Genomic DNA, 16,344 nt, shown 5'->3' with positions numbered 1-16,344 from the left:
ACCAAGGGGGGGACCGTGAGTGAATGCAATCGGCATGATTGAAACAAGAGGGCTGACCGCTGCGATTGAAGCGCTTGATGCCATGGCAAAAGCTGCAAACATACAAATGACAGCCTTCAAAAAAGTAGGATCTGGCCTTGTCACCGTTATAATTGAAGGCGATGTAGCTGCTGTGTCGTCTGCCATCGAAGTGGGGAGGCAGGCCCACATCCAGACGGGAGGAGAACTGATCTCTTCAAATGTAATTCCCCGGCCTCATCCAGAGTTAACCAAAATTCTTTAGCGGAGGTGAGGCCCCATGTCAGAATTCATGCGAGCCATCGTACAGGAGGTTTTAAAATCCAATACTCCCTCGTCCGTTAAAGGGAAACAAGAGCCGAATGAAGTGATGGAGGATACCTCTTATAAACAGAATGTGCCCGAGCTATACCGCCCCAACTATCAAAGACTGAAAAAGGAAAAACGTTTGGGGGGCACTGCTGTTCCTCCTGCTGGAAGAGAAAAACAATGGCAAAGACCGTTTAGCAAGGATCAGTCAAATGAGCTCGTATCGAGGCTTCAGGTCCTTTCTCTTTCCCAAGGGATTCCATCCCGTAATCTAACAGAAAAAAATCAAGTGGCGGATCCGCTTCATACTGGACCATCAGCAAAATCTCTAGGCAAAACAAAAAACGGCATCTCTGTCTGGCTCTATACGAACCTGGAGCCACAAATGATAGAGTGGTTCCATCGGCCGATCCCGGCAAAAGCGGTAGCCGTCTTTTCTTCCGTTGCTTGTTCACCGGGTCAGCTTGTGCTTATCCAGGAATGGCTGTCACAGTATCCAGATGTAAAATATTACATCCAATGGGATAAAAACGGCAGGAATCCATTTCTTCTCGAACTTTATCTTAACGAAAGCACGGCACTTGAAACAGCCATTCGAACCCTGTTTCAAACGTTGGACCATCAGTCGGAAAAAAAAATCAAACGATTTTATATCGAACAGCCGGGAACTTGGCTCATTAAACAGCTTGACGTCTCATGTACAAGAGAATCGCTTGCAATCGTAGAAGGAATGCCGCGTTACGAGGCTATTGCTCTCCTTCTTCCCATCTCTGCCAAACTATCAAGCTTGAATATCCGGTCCAAAATAGAAGAAGGCTACTTTTTACTTTATGGGCCGCAGCAGCTTCTTTCCAGCTTCCTGCCAGATGTTTATCGGATGCTGGATTCGAGAAACGAGGAAGGACGGTGAAACCATTGTATGCATTAGGCATGATTGAAACAGTAGGGTATTGCGCAGCCGTTTCAGCAGCAGACGCGGCTGTGAAAGCGGCCGATGTAAAGATAGCGGCTATCGAGAAGGTGATCGGGGTCCAGGGCGCTCTTGGTGTTACTTTGCATTTGAGCGGAGATGTAGCCGCTGTAGCTTCTGCTGTGGAGGCGGGCAAAAAAGAGGCGGAAAGGGTAGGTACCGTTATATCATCACATGTTATACCAAGAACCCATTCCAATGTGGCTGAAAGACTTCTGTCAGCCTTTACCTTAGCGTCAGCAAACCAAAGAGACCAGGAGGAATGAAAATGGGAGAAGCTCTAGGCTTGATTGAAACCAAAGGCCTTGTCGGGGCGATCGAAGCAGCAGATGCCATGGTAAAAGCAGCGAACGTTGAGATCTGCGGCTATGAAAAAGTAGGGTTTGGCCTTGTAACAGTTATGGTTAGAGGAGATGTAGGAGCAGTAAAGGCTGCCACTGATGCGGGTGCCAGTGCGGCGAGCCGGGTGGGAGAACTCGTCTCTGTACATGTCATTCCGCGCCCTCATAGTGAAATCGAAAGAGCCCTTCTTTCTAAAGGAGAGTAAAGGTGCATGACCCAAGGCAGAGCGCACTCGTCAAGAATATTTTACTGAAGATGCTTTGCCCGCCTGGAGAAGAAGCCCCCTATGTGCTTTCCCTGCTAACCTATCATTTTGCTGGAATGGAAGAAGGCCTTGAACTTCTTCGTGAAGCAGGCACGAGCAAAATAAGACTGGAAGTATTCACTGAGAAAACGCTGTTCCGCCATTACTCGAAAGATCGTCTCGCCGTGGATATCAATCATGATGCCTGGTATCCGAGTTCAAGTCTGACAGAGGAAAGGCTGGAAATGGCGGATGGCATCCTTATACCTGTACTTTCCTTTTCTCTTGCAGCCGATATCTTGCGTTTTAATGACCAGCGGGATTTTGTACGTATCATACTGCAAGCTTTATTAAGCGGTAAAAAAGTGGCTGCTCTGTCATGCGGCAGCGATCCTTACCATGAAGTGTTCAAAAGTAAGAAACTGCATAAAGGTCCGGGATACTTAAAAACAGAGCTTCAACAATCACTGTTTGAGTTAAAGAAGCTGGGTGTTACCTTGCTGAGAGAGAGAGAAGGTATTGGCTCCTGGATGAATGGCGGAAGGCAACCGCAGTCTGTCATAACGGAAGCGGATATATTGGCTGCCGCAAAAACACAGAGGAAATTTCTTATGGCGGGTGATCAAACCATCATCACTCCGCTGGCGGCGGATGCAGCAAAACAATACGGTATAAAAATCTGCAGGCAGTAAGGAGCGGACGCCATGCAAATGGGTTTAGTGGTTGGGCGGGTCACAGCGACCAGAAAAGATGAAAAGCTGATCGGATCGAAGCTGCTCATTACCCAGCCGATCGGCACCAATGATACGCTGAAGTATTTACCGATCATCGCTGTCGATACGGTGGGTGCAGGAGTTGGCGAAAAAGTCTTGTATGTGACCGGGAGTATGGCTTCTCGCGCTGCAGCCGACAAGGATGCTCCCATTGATGCAGCCATCGTCGGAATTATAGATAGCCTAGACTGGGAAAGGTCGGGAGGTTGAGATCATGGATACAAAGGGTATTAAAGAAGCCATCCAGTGGCGAAAACTCATTGATGTGCTGCTTGATGCCAATCAATTCGCAGATATCGTCCTGAAAGGCGGACAGTTTATTAATGTCATAACCCGTGAGATCTATCAGGCCGATGTGGCGATGAAAGGGGAGTACATCCTGATGGTCGGGGACTGTGAAAAATTGATTGGTCCTGCCACAGAGGTCGAGAACGTGTCCGGATGCTATATCACCCCTGGATTTATTGATTCTCACATGCATTTTGAAAGTGCGATGCTTACTGTCACGGAATTCTCCAAGCTTTCCATTCCAACAGGAACGACAACACTGGTCGCCGATCCCCATGAGATCGGGAATGTTCTCGGTGTTCAAGGTATGCGGGAGATGGTGCGTGAGGCAAAGACTCTTCCAAACACCGTGTTGTTTACCGTACCATGTCTGACTCCCGATGCTCCTGGGTTGGAGACGGCAGGCCAGGATGTGACATCAGCCGAAATGAAGACACTATTGAACGATCCACATGTTCAAGGCATCGGTGAAATACAGGGGTTCAGCAATGTCAGGCCTGTGTTCGAGAACGCGCCTGAATTGATCGATGACCTGATTGCCTCGGTATCCTACGCAAAAAGCATCGGTAAGACAGTGGAGGGAAATGCTCCGGCTCTGTTTGGTGAAGAACTCGCTGCCCACATCATCAGTGGGGGAACTCATATCTCGTGCCATGAGACGACAACGAAGGAAGAAATGGTGGAGAAGCTCCGTTTTGGCGTGAGTGTGTTTATGCGGGAAGGTTCTTCCCAGCGGAACATGGCAGAGTGCATACGGGCAATTAAAGAAGAAGGAATGGATTCAAGGCGAGCTATCCTTGTTTCCGATGATATGGTTCCGGAGGACTTGATGAAAACCGGCCATATGAACGAGATCGTCAAACGAACAATCGCACAGGGAATTGATCCGGTGGAAGCGATTCAGATGGTGACGATCAATCCGGCTACTCATTTTGGGTTCAAGGATATTGGGGTGCTGACACCAGGAAAGCGTGCAGATATTGCGGTAATCAGTGACCTTATCAACATGACGGTTGAAAAAGTGTATCTGAGCGGGAAAAAGGCAGCAGAACAGCAAAGGCTGACAGTGGAAATCCCTGCCTACACGTATCCTGACAGTGTGAAGCGCTCGGTAAAAAGAAAACCGCTTAAAACAAACGATTTGGTGCTTCCGTCGCAGTCGTCAAGAGCAAATGTCAGGGCCATCGAAGTGATACCTGACCAAAATCTTACAGGTGCAAGGGAGTTCGAACTGAAGGTCAAGGACGGCATCGTCCAGCCGTGTATTCAGCAGGACGTCCTGCCCCTCGCAGTCGTCGAACGTCATGGCAGAAGCGGCAGGATCGGGAAAACGTTTCTACATGGCTTTAAACTGAAAAGAGGGGCTATAGCAGAAAGCGTGGCCCATGATACACATAATATTATCGTCTGCGGCACGAACTATGAAGACATGGTGACCGCGGTCAACAGAGTTATAGCCATGAACGGAGGCCTCGCATTAATCAATGAAGGAAGAGTAGTAGGGGACATGGCTCTCAATATCGGCGGCTTGATGACGGATGAGATGACCGGCATGGAGGTCAGTGAAAAGATTGCAGAGCTCCACCGGCTTACTAAAGAAGAACTTGGCTGTGGAATCCATGTTCCGTTTATGCATCTTTCATTCCTCTCGCTCGTTACGAGCCCGGAGTGGAAGATTACAGACATGGGTCTCATTGATGTCGATCGATTCCAGGTCATTCCTACAGTACTGTAAGGAGGGGTGTCTATGGGTGTGAAACTTGTAGATTTGTCTCAAGAAATCTATCAGGGTATGCCGGTTTTTCCGCTTCATCAAAAAACGATGATTTTTCCCAACATTTCTCATGAAGAAAGCATTCGGAAGATCGGCTTTCCTTTCGCTACCAACAATTTATTGATCAATGAACACGGCCCTACCCACAGTGATGCAACGTACGAATACGATCCTGATGGAAAGTATATCGACGAGATGCCATTGGATTTCTTTTATGGCCCTGCCGTATGCCTGGACTTGTCTCAAGTTAAGCCGGAAGAGTACATTACCCCCAGAGAGTTGGATAACGCATTGAATGCTTCGGGCCAAATTTTGCAAAAAGGGGATATTTGCTTGTTGTATACCGGCCATTACAACCGTTCATACGGAACGGAGGAATGGCTGACTCGCTATACAGGCCTCGATTACAGCGGAGCACGCTGGCTTGCTGAAAAAGGGGTAGTTAACATCGGAATTGATGCCCCGGCCATCGATCATCCGCTCGACACGAATTACTCGGGCCATTTGATCTGTAAGGAATACGGCATCACCAACACTGAAAATCTTTGCAATCTTGACCAGGTTGCGGGCATGCGTTTTCTATATTTTGGACTGCCTCTGAGGATACGGAAAGGAACGGGGTCGCCGGTTCGGGCGGTTGCTGTTTTTATAGAATAAAGGGGGAAAAAAATGCCTATTGACCACAAATACCGAATCAAAGAAGAGGTGGTTATACCTCCATATGAAGCAAGAAGCACACTCGTAAAAGCTGGTGAGGAGCTCGTGATCATCGACATGGAAGGAAAGCAGGTCGGTGACTTTGTCTGTTTTTCTCTCCAGGATCCAAGTGAGCATGTCTCACCGGTCCATATGAGGGCGAGCTTAAGCAGCATCCGTCTGAAAGAAGGAGATTTTCTGTACAGCAACCGCCGCAGGCCGCTCATGCAGCTTTTGCAGGACACGGTAGGCAAGCACGATTTCTTTTTTCCGGCATGTGACTATTATCGCTATAAAGTAGACTTCCAGCTTGAAGATCATCCAAACTGCCATGATAATTTGATTAAAGCGTTAGGAACATATTCGCTTGGCCACCTTCCTGTACCGGATCCGATCAACTGGTTCATGAACAATGTGTTGGATGATAAAGGAGATTATGTCATTGCTGAGCCTCTGTCGAAGCCAGGGGATTTTATCAGGTTGAAGGCATTGGAGGATGTGGTCACCGCCTGTTCCACCTGTTCACAGGACATGGCCCCGGTTAACGGTTTTTCGGTTACGTCTTTAATGCTTCAAGTGTTAACGAAAGAGCGATGATTAGAAAAAGAAAGATTTCATATAGTTTCGGTAATACGGATCGAAAGTGTCTACCGGAGGACCTTAAATTCTCCACGCTATGAAATCGATCTTCTTTTCTGCAAGAAGAAAAGGAGGATAACGATGCCGTCCATTCTAATAAAGAATGCTGAAATTGTGACGATGAACGAAAAAGATGAAATCATTCGAGGAGATCTTTACATCGAAAACAACCGCATTATTGATATTGGCCAATCGCTCGATTATCAAGCGGATAAAACAATAGATGCCACAAACAAGACGATCATCCCAGGGTTTATTCAGACCCATATACATCTATGTCAAACCTTGTTCAGAGGACAAGCCGATGACCTTGAATTAATGGATTGGCTGAAACAAAAAATATGGCCGCTCGAAGCCTCACATGATGAGGAATCACTCTATTATTCAGCGCTTCTTGGAATTGGGGAACTGCTTCAGAGCGGGACAACAACGATCGTCGATATGGAGACGGTCAGCCATGCCGATTTTGCCTTTCAGGCCATTGCAAAAAGCGGCATCCGTGCCCTTTCCGGGAAAGTGATGATGGACAAAGGGGAAGAAGTGCCGTATGGACTGAGAGAGAGAACATCAGTGTCTCTTCAGGAAAGCGCCGACCTGCTTGAAAAGTGGCATGGGAAACAGAACGGGCGGATTCAATACGCTTTTTGCCCCCGTTTTGTTGTTTCATGTACGGAGGAGCTGCTGACCGAAGTGCGGAAGCTTTCTGACCGGCACGGTGTATGCGTTCATACACATGCGGCCGAAAACCGGGGAGAAATTGCCTTGGTGGAGCAGGAAACCGGAATGCGAAACGTTGTTTATCTGGATCATTTAGGTCTTGCCAATGAGAAGCTCATTCTGGCTCATTGTGTGTGGCTGGATGATGAAGAAAAAAGCATCATAAAAAAACGCAAGGTAAAAGTCAGCCATTGTCCTGGGTCTAATCTGAAACTTTCCTCAGGAATTGCCGATGTACCGGAAATGCTGCAGCAAGGCATTGATTTAAGTCTAGGGGCAGATGGAGCTCCATGTAATAATAACTTGGACATGCTGAACGAAATGAGGCTGGCTGCGCTCATCCAAAAGCCTGTCCACGGGCCGACTGCCATGAATGCCAAAACGGTGTTCCGGATGGCCACCATTGGAGGGGCCCGTGCAGTTGGCATGGATCAAGAAATTGGGAGCCTGGAGGCTGGAAAAAAAGCGGACCTTGCCATTCTGAACCTCAATGGCTTTCACATGTATCCATCTTATGGGGTGGATACAATCTCCCGCATCGTCTATTCGGCTACGCGAGCTGACGTGGAAACGACCATAATTGACGGTGAAATCGTGATGGAGCACCGACTTCTGAGAAACATTGATAAAAAGACCGTCCTATATGAATCCAATAAATGTATAAGCCGCCTGATGAAAAGGATCGAGAGACTGAATCAATAATCTCCGTCCGGAATTCACATTGGATCATACTAAAAAGGTTAAGATACAAAGAAAACGCACACGGTATCGTTAACCGTGTGCTGTCTTTTATGGAAGATATCGTCTTGCCCCGGCATATTCCTGTGCATATATGCCTTCGATTTTATCAATCCTGACTGTTGTGCTGGAGTTTGGTGAATGGATCATCATGCCGTCCCCTGCATACATCCCCACGTGGTGAACGCTGCCTTTTCCAGAATTATAGGCGAAGAAGAGGAGATCCCCCTTTTTCAAATCTTCTTTGGCTACAGGGACACCACTCTTGGATTGTGGTCCGGAATCCCTCGGGATCGTAATACCGGCAGCTTTATAGAGAGTATGTGTGAATCCGGAACAGTCAAACCCAAATCCGGACGTTCCTGCCCACAAATAAGGGAGTCCTAAGAACTTTTTCCCTTCATTTACGAGATCTTCCCCAGTGGGTACAGGAATGGATTTTTCTGATAGATAGACTTGAACATCCTTACGGTTAATATACCGTGTCTTACCTTCCGGGGTAAGTACACTGACAGACGAACCGCTGATCTTGTGGACCGGCAGCCTTGTGTTGTAACTTAGCTCAAGGGTCTGATGTTTTAACGATTTCTCTTTATACAGCCATGCCGTAGGGCTTTTGATTAATGCAAAAGGTTTATTTTCTTCCTTGGCGTACTTCTTGTTGTAAACGAGCTGTGATTTTGGCATCCATCCAGGGTATCCTGCCTCAAGCCTGGGCGTCGGCTGTCCATCTACTGCTACCTTTACCCAGTCGCCCTGCTCATCCGTAATGGTTACTTTATTGCCGTATAAGGCTTGGGTTTCAAGAGGACCTACCAGCCAAAGCTTATCTTGGTACGTCATGCTTGTCGTCCATTTTCTGAGATCAACGGGATTGCTTAACGAAGGTGCATCTAAAGGCCTTGTTTCATTCGGCTTTGTCCAGAGTGTTGCAGCGGCTACATCGACATAGGCTCTTGCTGGTGAAATGTCCTGAGATTGGGCAGGTTTTGCAGCGTCTGCTGTTCCTGCCAATAAGGAAAATACGATACCTGCGGTTAAAACGGTTCCTGTCCATTTTTTTATGTACTTCATTCTTGCTCCTCCTTTAGTTTGATAGTAAAAGGTTCCGTTTAAGGCGTTTTGATTCCTTTACGTTCTCTGAATTTCGTTCAAAAGTCATTGTGGTTCCTGGAGGAAATAGGAAAAAGGTCGCGACTCGCACCATTAATGTTCATAAGAAATCGCGATATTTAAACTGTCAGCCATGATTTTAAATGGATATGGAGCAAAAAATAGTATTTCGTTCGTTACTTTATTAAGGCTGAGGATGGTTTCTCCCACCGGTGCGTGTGAAGAACGAAAAGCCAGAATGTCATGAAAGTGCTCCACTTTTTTTGCGATCCCTTCCTCAGCTGCTGTTTCGAGCAGTTGAAGAACAGAAGGCAAATCGCGGAAATGAATACTCGTTTGTCCACCTTTGCGAATGAGTTCAATCTTCACCTGTTCTTTTTCTTTTTTCATACATTTTCCTTTCGTGTAAACTATTCTATACTAAGTATACTGGGGCGGCGGAATCGAAAAAAGTATGTACTTTTATGATAGATAGTTACTTTTTGGATACTAAATGACGCTTTTGGAGCAGGGGGACTGAGGTTAATGAAGGAAAGAAAAAGAAAATATTTTCATCCTATTGAAGTAACGCTGGATGTGGTATGCGGTAAATGGAAAGGCGTGATCTTATGCCTTCTTCAGGAGAGAGATTTTCGCTTTGGTGAATTAAAAGATCAGCTTTCATCTGTCACACCGAAAGTGCTGACCCAGCAGCTTCGGGAACTGGAGGAGGACGGTTTGATCGCAAGAACCGTCTATCCCCAAGTGCCTCCAAAGGTCGTTTACTCTCTAACTTCATACGGTAAAGAACTCGAGGAAACGCTAAGAATGATGGAAAAGTGGGGCAGGGCCCACCAGAAAAAAGTAGGAGAAAATTATAATAAAGAAGTGAGTGAGGCGGGTTTATCCTAGAATAGCAGCTTCTAACTCTGCGGATACAGGGAGGAAGTAACATGAAATTCTTAGAGATCAAACTGTTTACACATTGTCTGAAGGAACAGCGGAACTTTTATCATCAGGTTCTCGGTCTGCCACTGGTAAAAAATGATGACCAGTCATTTGGAGTCGCCGTGGGATCAACATTGCTTAGTTTTCGGTCAGGAAACGAGAAAAGCTACTATCATTTTGCTTTTACGGTACCGAACAATGCTTTTTCGGAATCAAAAAACTGGATCAGCTCCTATGTACCGTTAAACACTGTTGAAGGAAGCAATGAAATTTATTTCAAAAACTGGGATGCCCATGCCTGTTATTTTTATGATCCAGCGGGCAATGTCGTTGAACTGATTGCAAGACATACGATTGACCATTTCATTGATCATCCTTTTACGAGCAGGGATATTTTGGCGATCAGCGAGATCGGCATGCCGGTAAAAGATGTCCGGGAAGCTGCAGGACAGTTGAGAGCAGCACTCAATACGGGGACTTATCACGGAGAAAACGAAACTTTTGCTCCCCTTGGAAACGAAGACGGGCTGCTGATTGTTTCAGACGATAGCCGCAATTGGCTCGGTTCAAATAAGGCGGCAAAAATCTTTCCCATGGAGATTGTTTTGGATTCTCCGGCGGCTGCAAGCCAGCTTGATGGATATCCATACAAATTCAGCAGCAAAAAAGCGTCAGCAAGCGGCTAAAAGCCTGTTCTGCTGACGCTTTTCCTTATTCAACAATCCCGGCTTGGGTTACACGGATGTCTACATTAACATCAACCGGGACATCGGGGTATGCTTTTTTCCATTCATTAAAATTAAAGTGTCTGTAACGGCTCCTGGTAATGTCACCTAAACCGAGGGGATCAATTCCCTTTTTTTGAAACCGGTCAACCATGGCCTCTGCCTGGTGCTCGGTTTGTTTTTTAATGGTCCTTTCAATCATATCTATCTTTTTCTTCTCGTAAAGAGGGGTAGCGGCCGCATCGTTAACCTTACCTTTGATATGGATTTTTATGTTGATTTTTGGGTTTGTTTTGCTATGCGTAATATCATAATTCACTCTGGAATTTAAGTTTTCGACGGTGAGGTGGTTTTCTTTCCCTAACTTGAATTCATGGGTTCCCTGCCGGAAATTTTCATACATGAGCTTGAAAATAAAGGTATCGGAAAAAGTGATGTGGCCCACATATTTGGAATGATCAAACAGGGCTAAACCTGCGATCCGGATATGCCCCTCCTTCTGATCAATATAAGCCATAAAAGGATCGCTGCCTTTCCCGTAATAACTGTAGTTAAAGTGATGAAGGTTGTAGCGGGGCAGGGTAAGCTCCGTATTTTGTTCGATCAGCCTTTTCAAATAAACCGGAGCAATGTCACCAACCGGGTACTGCTTATTTAAAAGGTCCTTAGTTTTTCCTTTCACCACGGCAAGATAGATGTTTCTTCCGACCGAAGGGTCCCGCTGGATGGAATCAATGATTTTAGTAATCCCGTGTTCTGCGAGCTCCTCATCGAACATGATCGTAGAAACCCGGCCTGTTGCAAAGGGCCGCGGCGATTCGGACTGAAGGACCTGGCGGATGTTTTTGCTTGTATGTGATTTGGCAGAAAAGGTTGTGCTTGACAGGGTTGCCTGCTGACTTCCTCCTGTTGAAACCGGTACTGCCACAGTAGCTTCAATCTTCTTCCCATCCACATAATCATAGCCGACTGCTCCAACGAGCTGAATATCTTCGAGCACTTGTTTTTGTGGGGTACACCCTGCAGCAAGCAAAAGGAAACTGATAAAGGCAGTCTTAATTTTCCGCATTTTTTCTTTTCCTCACTTTGTAAACCAGCATATGAAGCAAAAACAGGAGAGGGATATAAAAATAAATAAAATAATACCCTACTTGGGACACCCTGTTGTTAAGCTCATCGATTTGCTGGCGGTCTTGAAAAAATAATGTTCCTATATAAACAAGAATAACAACGATAATGAGAGAGTGCTTTTGTTTTATGGCAAAGAGCCTCCTGCTGGCCCTTGTGGCACACCAGATGGCGATACAGATATTTGGCAGGATAACGAACAGCCAGACGGATATCCCTATATATTCAAAGCGTTCAACAAAAGGAAACTCAACTATTTTCCAGAGGGTCAGTGTCGCCCAAATGGTATGCTTTAACTGTCCTTGGCTGTAGTAAGCAAAAGATACTACTGCTGTTATTCCATAGATAATAATGGTGAAAAATACACCCCATTGTGCCCACTTGTGTGATTTTTCTCCATTTTTAATAAATGGGTAATAGAATAACAGCATTTCAAATCCCAGGTAATTAAGGGTCATTGACTTCGTTCCTGCAAAATAATCGATCATCGAGTGATCAAATAAAGGAAGAATGTTATAGATGTGTGAATCCTTGATGGCGAAATACTTTAACAGGATCAGCGGGGTGCCGATCACCATGCTGAAAAAGGCGATGGCAGTTACAATCCGGAATCCGCCGCTGACAAAATAATAGACAAGCAAAGATAAAATCAGTGAGATCCCCCATATGCTGATATGGGGGAACATCCAAACTTGAATGACCTCTATATACGTTCTCAGCACAGTGAGCGCCAAGAATACAGTATAGATCATGATGGCCGAGCTGATTAGGCCTCCAATCCATTCACCGAACACATCATTGTGAATGGCTATGATATCGCCGTCACTCCTCTTTAACATCATATAGATCATCCAGACGAGGAGATGGACCAGTATGCCGCCGATGATAACGGCCATCCATGCATCATGTCCTGCCGATTTGGCGATATACCGCTGAAATCCCAGGATCCCGACACCGATCTGCATGGTCGAGATGAGGTAAAAGGTAAAATACGGCGAAACCTGTTTATTCTCTTGAGGATGGATGTTCATGTTCTTCACCTTCGTTCTGTTGAGTTATTCTTCAATATCGTTCTTTTGTATCGCCCTCTGGAAATTCATTCTTGACGGATCGGCCGGCCTCATCTGCATGGGGCGCAATCCCTGGCGGCTAAAAGGAAGACGGAACAGCGCATCTTTCAGGTCGGTCATTCTTAAAGGGAACAACGGAGCCATGTAAGGACGGCCGAGCGACGTAAGCCGGAGCGTATGAGCTAATATAAAAGCGGTACAGATAGAAACACCAAGCAATCCCCAGAATTGAGCAAAAATCAAAAACGGGAAGCGGATCAGACGGATGGTGTTGCTCATCTGATAAACCGGCGTCGTAAAGGAGGCGAGTGCAGCTAAGGCAACGATGATCAAAAGGACGTTGCTTGTCAGACCCGCTTGTACGGCTGCAGTTCCGATAACGATACCTCCGACAATACCGATCGTCTGCCCGACTTTTGAAGGGAGACGCGCTCCTGCTTCGCGAAGCAGTTCGATGGATAATTCTAAAATGATCGCTTCAACAATCGGCGGAAAGGGGATATTGGACCTGGAGGCGATCAATGTCCCAAGCAGGTCTGTCGGTATCATTTCGTAGTGAAACGTAAGAACGGCAACGTAAAGAGGGGTGGATAACACAGAAAACAACACCGAGAACAGGCGGATCATCCTAAACACGGAAGCAACATGCCAGGATAGGAAATAGTCCTCAAAAGCGGAGAAAAACTCTACAAGGGTCGTCGGCCCTGTCAATGCACTTGGCGATCCATCAACGAGAACGGCCACTTTTCCCTCTGCCAATACAGCTGCTACACGGTCAGGGCGCTCTGTATTAATCAATTGGGGAAAGGGTGAATTCTGGTTGTCAGAAATCATCTGAAGTACATAAGTGCTGTCTAAGATGTGGTCATATTCAATGTCTGATATTCTCTGTAATAGGGTGTTAACATTTTCTTGATTGGCAATTCCGTCTATATAAAGGACCGTAACCCTCGTTTTTGATAATTTTCCGATCTTGACTTCTTTCACATGAAGCTCCGGAATCGGGAGCCTTTTGCGTATCATGTTAACGTTAACTTCGATCGCTTCGACAAATGCTTCCTTCGGACCTATAACACTGAATTCGGTTTCAGGAACTGAAATCTGCCGTTTTTCTGCTGTGGCCGCTGGAACCAGCAGGCAGTCAGCCTTTTTCGCATCAGGCTGTATCATTACAGAACCGATTAACAAGCTCTCTTTAATTTTCTGTATGTCTTTCGTATGCTCAATGTTTTCGATTGGAATTTCTCCAGCCAGCTCTTTAAGTGACATTGATGCATTTTTGGTCAAATGAGGGATTAGATCCCGATGAACAAGGTCGGGGTTCACCATGCTCTTGTAATAGGAAATGGTAAACGGATGCCGACCGCTTTTTGTAAAGGAAACAAAGTCCTTGGAAGCTTTGCATTTCTCCATCAGTTCACGAATGGTCAGCTGGTTTCCGCTTTGTTCAGAAGACTGACCCGCTGTTTTTTGTTGTTTCTTCTGCCGTAGTCTGAACATAGCTGCCTCCATTTGAATCGATTCATGTATCTCTTTGTTTATGATTCCAATTGATGGTATAACTATTCAAATCTGCAATAGAAAAAGCACCCGGAAAAGGTGCTTTTAAAAGTAATTCTTATCCATTACATAGTATTTGGCGAGTGCGAGAATTTCTCGGACATGAACTTGAGGTGTCACAGAAAGCGGGACAGATGAACCCTGGCCGAACGCTTTCAGACCTATGTCTTCTGCCAGGCATTTCGCCCGGTGCAGGTGAAAATCGCTGGAGATGATTAACACACGCTGTTCTTTCTCTGGAGAAAGATATTTTTTCATAAGCTCTTGTGAGAACTTTATATTTTCATAAGTACTCGTGGCTTTGTGCTCATAAACAATCGAACCTGAAGGAACGCCTTTGTTTTTTAAGTATTTGCCCATGGCCTCTGCTTCTGTCTCTCTTTCGCCGTCAGTTAGTCCTCCGCTTACAGCTACCTTTGCATGCGGATGTTCATGAAGGTATTCGGAGGCTTTATCCAGCCGCTCTTTCAGCACTCTCGATGGTTTTCCATCCTTAATGCCAGCACCTAAAACAAGCACATAATCGATATCAGCTGGATGGTCATCTTTAATCGAGGAAAGGATGAGACCTTCAAGACATAGGGCAATGATAAGAGCAATGGATACTGCTGACAGGGTGGATACCCTGAACGTTTTGTTTTTTTTCCACCGTATTCTTAGAGGATGATAAACAATAGCTATAGTCATAAACAAAAAAGAAACAAACAGGATAGCGAGAGCGCCAGTGTCTATCCTGGTGATCGCTATGACAAAAATAGAATAGAACATCCCTGCGATACTGATGAAGAAAAATAATAAACGCATATTCACTCCTGATTTTATGTAAAAGTTGATGGCACAGATAATCCTTTGTTTGTTCACCAGAGGGACTAAGGCCAAAAGGACACACCCAAAATTGCTGAGATGATCCCTTTTTCAAGCGTTGAGATGAGGAGCGAATAATTTTCAACTCCTATCACTGTGATAAGATCGTATGAGATAATTTACTAGCAGCATCTTTTGAAAATGACGAAAAAAGTCCACACCTTTTTTTCCAAAGGGGTTAAGTCATTACTTCTAGCATATCACTGTTTCCTATGGTAAAAAAGTATATTTTTGTTAAAATCAGGTGCCTGGCACCGTGAATAAAAAGGGAGGTTCATTTATGGAAGAATGGGAGAAAGGATCGTATGTCATCTCGATGGAAAAGGAAAAACTTAACATTGGCCTCATACATGAATTTTTGACAGGCGAATCGTATTGGGCACAAGGCATTACACGGGAAAGGGTTCAAAAAGCGGTGGATCATTCTCTATGTTTTGGAGTCTATGAGAAGAAAGGGGAAAGCTTGGCACAGGTTGGATTTGCGAGGATTATTACGGACTATGTTACGACAGCGTATGTTTGCGATGTGTTTATTCTTAGGGAACGACGGGGCAAAGGGCTTTCCAAATGGCTGATGGAAACGATCACCAACTTCAAAGAGCTTCAGGAAGTAAGAGGCATGCTTCTAGCGACCAACGATGCTCATGGACTCTACAGCCAATACGGGTTCCGGACGGTTGAACCGGAAAAATATATGAAAAAAGAAATGATGAAGGAGTCCGGAATCCGCTGAAACTAAAAGGAGACGCTGAATAAGTATCAGCGTCTCTAACTATGAAAGCTTGAGAATATAAAACATAAGTATAAAATGAGAGGTGCTTCCCGCAAGTACAAAGAGGTGCCAGATTGCATGGTTGAAAGGGAATTTACGCCATACATAGAAGATGGCACCGACCGTGTACAAGATTCCGCCTCCGATCAGCCAGGCAAGCCCCTGCTGAGGGAGAGTAAGCACTACCCGGTTAAAAGCAAAAATGATCATCCATCCCATGAGAACATAGCCGACTGTTGAGAGAATGACGAAGCGTTTTGTGAAAAAAATTTTAAACGCTACACCCGCCAGCGCAATTCCCCAAACCGTTCCAAACAAGGCCCAGCCAAGGGCTCCCTTTACAACAATCAAGAGAATCGGCGTATAGGATCCAGCGATAAACAGGTAGATGGCAGAGTGGTCCATAATCTCAAAGATATCTTTCACTTTTCCCTCCGGAAAGCTGTGCACGAGGGTTGAAGAAGTATACAGAAGCAGCATGGAGCCGCCAAATACAGCAAAGCATATAATGTGCAGCGGAGTCCCATGGGAGCTTGCAAAAACGATAAGAAGTGTTAAGGCGACAAGGCTGAATATCACACCGATGCCATGGGTGATGGCATTTATGATTTCTTCTCGTTTTGTATAAGTGAAGGCATTCATGATTTCACCCCTTTTCATTATCCTGGACGATTACT

The 16,344-nt window shown here is 45.6% G+C and carries 20 protein-coding genes and 1 riboswitch; of the genes, 13 read left to right on the top strand and 7 right to left on the bottom strand.

All coding sequences use genetic code 11. The features are described from left to right. The first annotated feature begins 19 nt into the window (after nt 1-19). The 10 genes from QYF49_RS13075 (at nt 20) to QYF49_RS13030 (ending at nt 7,472) form a co-directional block, all read left to right on the top strand. On the top strand, nt 20-283 hold the full coding sequence (locus tag QYF49_RS13075; protein ID WP_290400022.1) for a BMC domain-containing protein: 264 nt from the start codon (nt 20-22) through the stop codon (nt 281-283). 15 nt (nt 284-298) lie between these two features. Continuing rightward, the gene (locus tag QYF49_RS13070; RefSeq protein WP_290400021.1) at nt 299-1,237 is read left to right on the top strand and encodes a hypothetical protein; all 939 of its coding nucleotides are present in this window, start codon (nt 299-301) and stop codon (nt 1,235-1,237) included. After that, entirely contained in the window at nt 1,234-1,563 is a 330-nt protein-coding gene (locus QYF49_RS13065) for a BMC domain-containing protein (RefSeq protein WP_290400020.1), read from the top strand. Before QYF49_RS13070 ends, QYF49_RS13065 begins: the two co-directional genes overlap by 4 nt. A 2-nt stretch (nt 1,564-1,565) precedes the next feature. Then, nucleotides 1,566-1,844, top strand: coding sequence for a BMC domain-containing protein (locus QYF49_RS13060; RefSeq protein ID WP_090232655.1), 279 nt, complete (start codon nt 1,566-1,568; stop codon nt 1,842-1,844). Between the two features lie 2 nt (nt 1,845-1,846). After that, nucleotides 1,847-2,575, top strand: a complete 729-nt coding sequence (locus QYF49_RS13055) for a hypothetical protein (RefSeq protein ID WP_290400019.1) — start codon at nt 1,847-1,849, stop codon at nt 2,573-2,575. Between the two features lie 12 nt (nt 2,576-2,587). Further along, entirely contained in the window at nt 2,588-2,866 is a 279-nt protein-coding gene (locus tag QYF49_RS13050) for a EutN/CcmL family microcompartment protein (protein WP_290400018.1), read from the top strand. A 4-nt stretch (nt 2,867-2,870) separates the two neighbouring features. Further along, complete coding sequence (locus QYF49_RS13045; protein ID WP_290400017.1) at nt 2,871-4,679, top strand: adenine deaminase; 1,809 nt, start codon at nt 2,871-2,873, stop codon at nt 4,677-4,679. Nucleotides 4,680-4,691: 12 nt separating this feature from the next. Next, nucleotides 4,692-5,375 (top strand): cyclase family protein, encoded by a 684-nt coding sequence (locus QYF49_RS13040; protein WP_290400016.1) that lies wholly within the window; start codon nt 4,692-4,694, stop codon nt 5,373-5,375. A gap of 12 nt (nt 5,376-5,387) precedes the next feature. Continuing rightward, nucleotides 5,388-6,011 (top strand): DUF1989 domain-containing protein, encoded by a 624-nt coding sequence (locus tag QYF49_RS13035; protein ID WP_290400015.1) that lies wholly within the window; start codon nt 5,388-5,390, stop codon nt 6,009-6,011. Further along, nucleotides 6,009-6,111: riboswitch (purine riboswitch) on the top strand. (Overlaps the previous gene by 3 nt.) A 23-nt stretch (nt 6,112-6,134) precedes the next feature. Beyond that, entirely contained in the window at nt 6,135-7,472 is a 1,338-nt protein-coding gene (locus tag QYF49_RS13030) for a 5'-deoxyadenosine deaminase (protein ID WP_290400014.1), read from the top strand. A gap of 87 nt (nt 7,473-7,559) precedes the next feature. Here the strand turns inward: QYF49_RS13030 and QYF49_RS13025 are convergent, their stop codons facing one another. Together QYF49_RS13025 and QYF49_RS13020 are read right to left on the bottom strand one after the other, a co-directional pair. Further along, nucleotides 7,560-8,582: a C40 family peptidase gene (locus QYF49_RS13025; RefSeq protein WP_290400013.1), complete on the bottom strand. Its 1,023-nt coding sequence runs from the start codon at nt 8,580-8,582 to the stop codon at nt 7,560-7,562. Between the two features lie 132 nt (nt 8,583-8,714). After that, entirely contained in the window at nt 8,715-9,011 is a 297-nt protein-coding gene (locus QYF49_RS13020; RefSeq protein WP_290400012.1) for a hypothetical protein, read from the bottom strand. 135 nt (nt 9,012-9,146) lie between these two features. Between QYF49_RS13020 and QYF49_RS13015 the strand changes: the two genes are divergently transcribed. Together QYF49_RS13015 and QYF49_RS13010 are read left to right on the top strand one after the other, a co-directional pair. Further along, complete coding sequence (locus tag QYF49_RS13015; RefSeq protein WP_290400011.1) at nt 9,147-9,512, top strand: winged helix-turn-helix transcriptional regulator; 366 nt, start codon at nt 9,147-9,149, stop codon at nt 9,510-9,512. A 41-nt stretch (nt 9,513-9,553) separates the two neighbouring features. Beyond that, complete coding sequence (locus QYF49_RS13010) at nt 9,554-10,234, top strand: VOC family protein (RefSeq protein ID WP_290400010.1); 681 nt, start codon at nt 9,554-9,556, stop codon at nt 10,232-10,234. A gap of 25 nt (nt 10,235-10,259) precedes the next feature. Here QYF49_RS13010 and QYF49_RS13005 read toward each other — a convergent pair whose 3' ends face one another. From QYF49_RS13005 to QYF49_RS12990, 4 genes are all read right to left on the bottom strand, one after another. After that, complete coding sequence (locus tag QYF49_RS13005; protein WP_290400009.1) at nt 10,260-11,342, bottom strand: Ger(x)C family spore germination protein; 1,083 nt, start codon at nt 11,340-11,342, stop codon at nt 10,260-10,262. Then, nucleotides 11,329-12,432, bottom strand: coding sequence for a GerAB/ArcD/ProY family transporter (locus QYF49_RS13000; RefSeq protein WP_290400008.1), 1,104 nt, complete (start codon nt 12,430-12,432; stop codon nt 11,329-11,331). The genes QYF49_RS13005 and QYF49_RS13000 overlap by 14 nt, the downstream gene beginning before the upstream one ends. A gap of 24 nt (nt 12,433-12,456) precedes the next feature. Beyond that, nucleotides 12,457-13,971, bottom strand: coding sequence for a spore germination protein (locus QYF49_RS12995; protein ID WP_290400007.1), 1,515 nt, complete (start codon nt 13,969-13,971; stop codon nt 12,457-12,459). A gap of 105 nt (nt 13,972-14,076) precedes the next feature. Further along, nucleotides 14,077-14,835 carry a YdcF family protein gene (locus tag QYF49_RS12990; RefSeq protein ID WP_290400006.1) on the bottom strand — a complete coding sequence of 253 codons (759 nt, stop codon included), beginning with the start codon at nt 14,833-14,835 and terminating at the stop codon, nt 14,077-14,079. 340 nt (nt 14,836-15,175) lie between these two features. On the opposite strand from QYF49_RS12990, the gene QYF49_RS12985 reads away from it, so the two are divergent. After that, the gene (locus QYF49_RS12985; protein WP_290400005.1) at nt 15,176-15,628 is read left to right on the top strand and encodes a GNAT family N-acetyltransferase; all 453 of its coding nucleotides are present in this window, start codon (nt 15,176-15,178) and stop codon (nt 15,626-15,628) included. 39 nt (nt 15,629-15,667) lie between these two features. Here QYF49_RS12985 and trhA read toward each other — a convergent pair whose 3' ends face one another. Further along, on the bottom strand, nt 15,668-16,312 hold the full coding sequence (trhA, locus tag QYF49_RS12980; protein ID WP_425589589.1) for a PAQR family membrane homeostasis protein TrhA: 645 nt from the start codon (nt 16,310-16,312) through the stop codon (nt 15,668-15,670). Nucleotides 16,313-16,344: the final 32 nt, after the last annotated feature.

This window comes from Fictibacillus terranigra (assembly GCF_030412265.1).
Lineage (GTDB): Bacteria > Bacillota > Bacilli > Bacillales > Fictibacillaceae > Fictibacillus_C > Fictibacillus_C terrinigri.
Note: the sequence above shows the minus strand (reverse complement) of the source record. Positions and strands in the feature narration are given on the sequence as shown.

What these genes read in the sequence shown, in the direction of transcription:
- QYF49_RS13010 (WP_290400010.1), top strand. Translation starts at nt 9,554, where the DNA reads ATGAAATTCTTAGAGATCAAACTGTTTACACATTGTCTGAAGGAACAG.
- QYF49_RS13035 (WP_290400015.1), top strand. Translation starts at nt 5,388, where the DNA reads ATGCCTATTGACCACAAATACCGAATCAAAGAAGAGGTGGTTATACCT.
- QYF49_RS13070 (WP_290400021.1), top strand. Translation starts at nt 299, where the DNA reads ATGTCAGAATTCATGCGAGCCATCGTACAGGAGGTTTTAAAATCCAAT.
- QYF49_RS13040 (WP_290400016.1), top strand. Translation starts at nt 4,692, where the DNA reads ATGGGTGTGAAACTTGTAGATTTGTCTCAAGAAATCTATCAGGGTATG.
- QYF49_RS12985 (WP_290400005.1), top strand. Translation starts at nt 15,176, where the DNA reads ATGGAAGAATGGGAGAAAGGATCGTATGTCATCTCGATGGAAAAGGAA.
- QYF49_RS13050 (WP_290400018.1), top strand. Translation starts at nt 2,588, where the DNA reads ATGCAAATGGGTTTAGTGGTTGGGCGGGTCACAGCGACCAGAAAAGAT.
- QYF49_RS13005 (WP_290400009.1), bottom strand. Translation starts at nt 11,342, where the DNA reads ATGCGGAAAATTAAGACTGCCTTTATCAGTTTCCTTTTGCTTGCTGCA.
- QYF49_RS13020 (WP_290400012.1), bottom strand. Translation starts at nt 9,011, where the DNA reads ATGAAAAAAGAAAAAGAACAGGTGAAGATTGAACTCATTCGCAAAGGT.
- QYF49_RS13000 (WP_290400008.1), bottom strand. Translation starts at nt 12,432, where the DNA reads ATGAACATCCATCCTCAAGAGAATAAACAGGTTTCGCCGTATTTTACC.
- QYF49_RS12990 (WP_290400006.1), bottom strand. Translation starts at nt 14,835, where the DNA reads ATGCGTTTATTATTTTTCTTCATCAGTATCGCAGGGATGTTCTATTCT.
- QYF49_RS13030 (WP_290400014.1), top strand. Translation starts at nt 6,135, where the DNA reads ATGCCGTCCATTCTAATAAAGAATGCTGAAATTGTGACGATGAACGAA.
- QYF49_RS12995 (WP_290400007.1), bottom strand. Translation starts at nt 13,971, where the DNA reads ATGTTCAGACTACGGCAGAAGAAACAACAAAAAACAGCGGGTCAGTCT.
- QYF49_RS13015 (WP_290400011.1), top strand. Translation starts at nt 9,147, where the DNA reads ATGAAGGAAAGAAAAAGAAAATATTTTCATCCTATTGAAGTAACGCTG.
- QYF49_RS13025 (WP_290400013.1), bottom strand. Translation starts at nt 8,582, where the DNA reads ATGAAGTACATAAAAAAATGGACAGGAACCGTTTTAACCGCAGGTATC.
- QYF49_RS13060 (WP_090232655.1), top strand. Translation starts at nt 1,566, where the DNA reads ATGGGAGAAGCTCTAGGCTTGATTGAAACCAAAGGCCTTGTCGGGGCG.
- QYF49_RS13045 (WP_290400017.1), top strand. Translation starts at nt 2,871, where the DNA reads ATGGATACAAAGGGTATTAAAGAAGCCATCCAGTGGCGAAAACTCATT.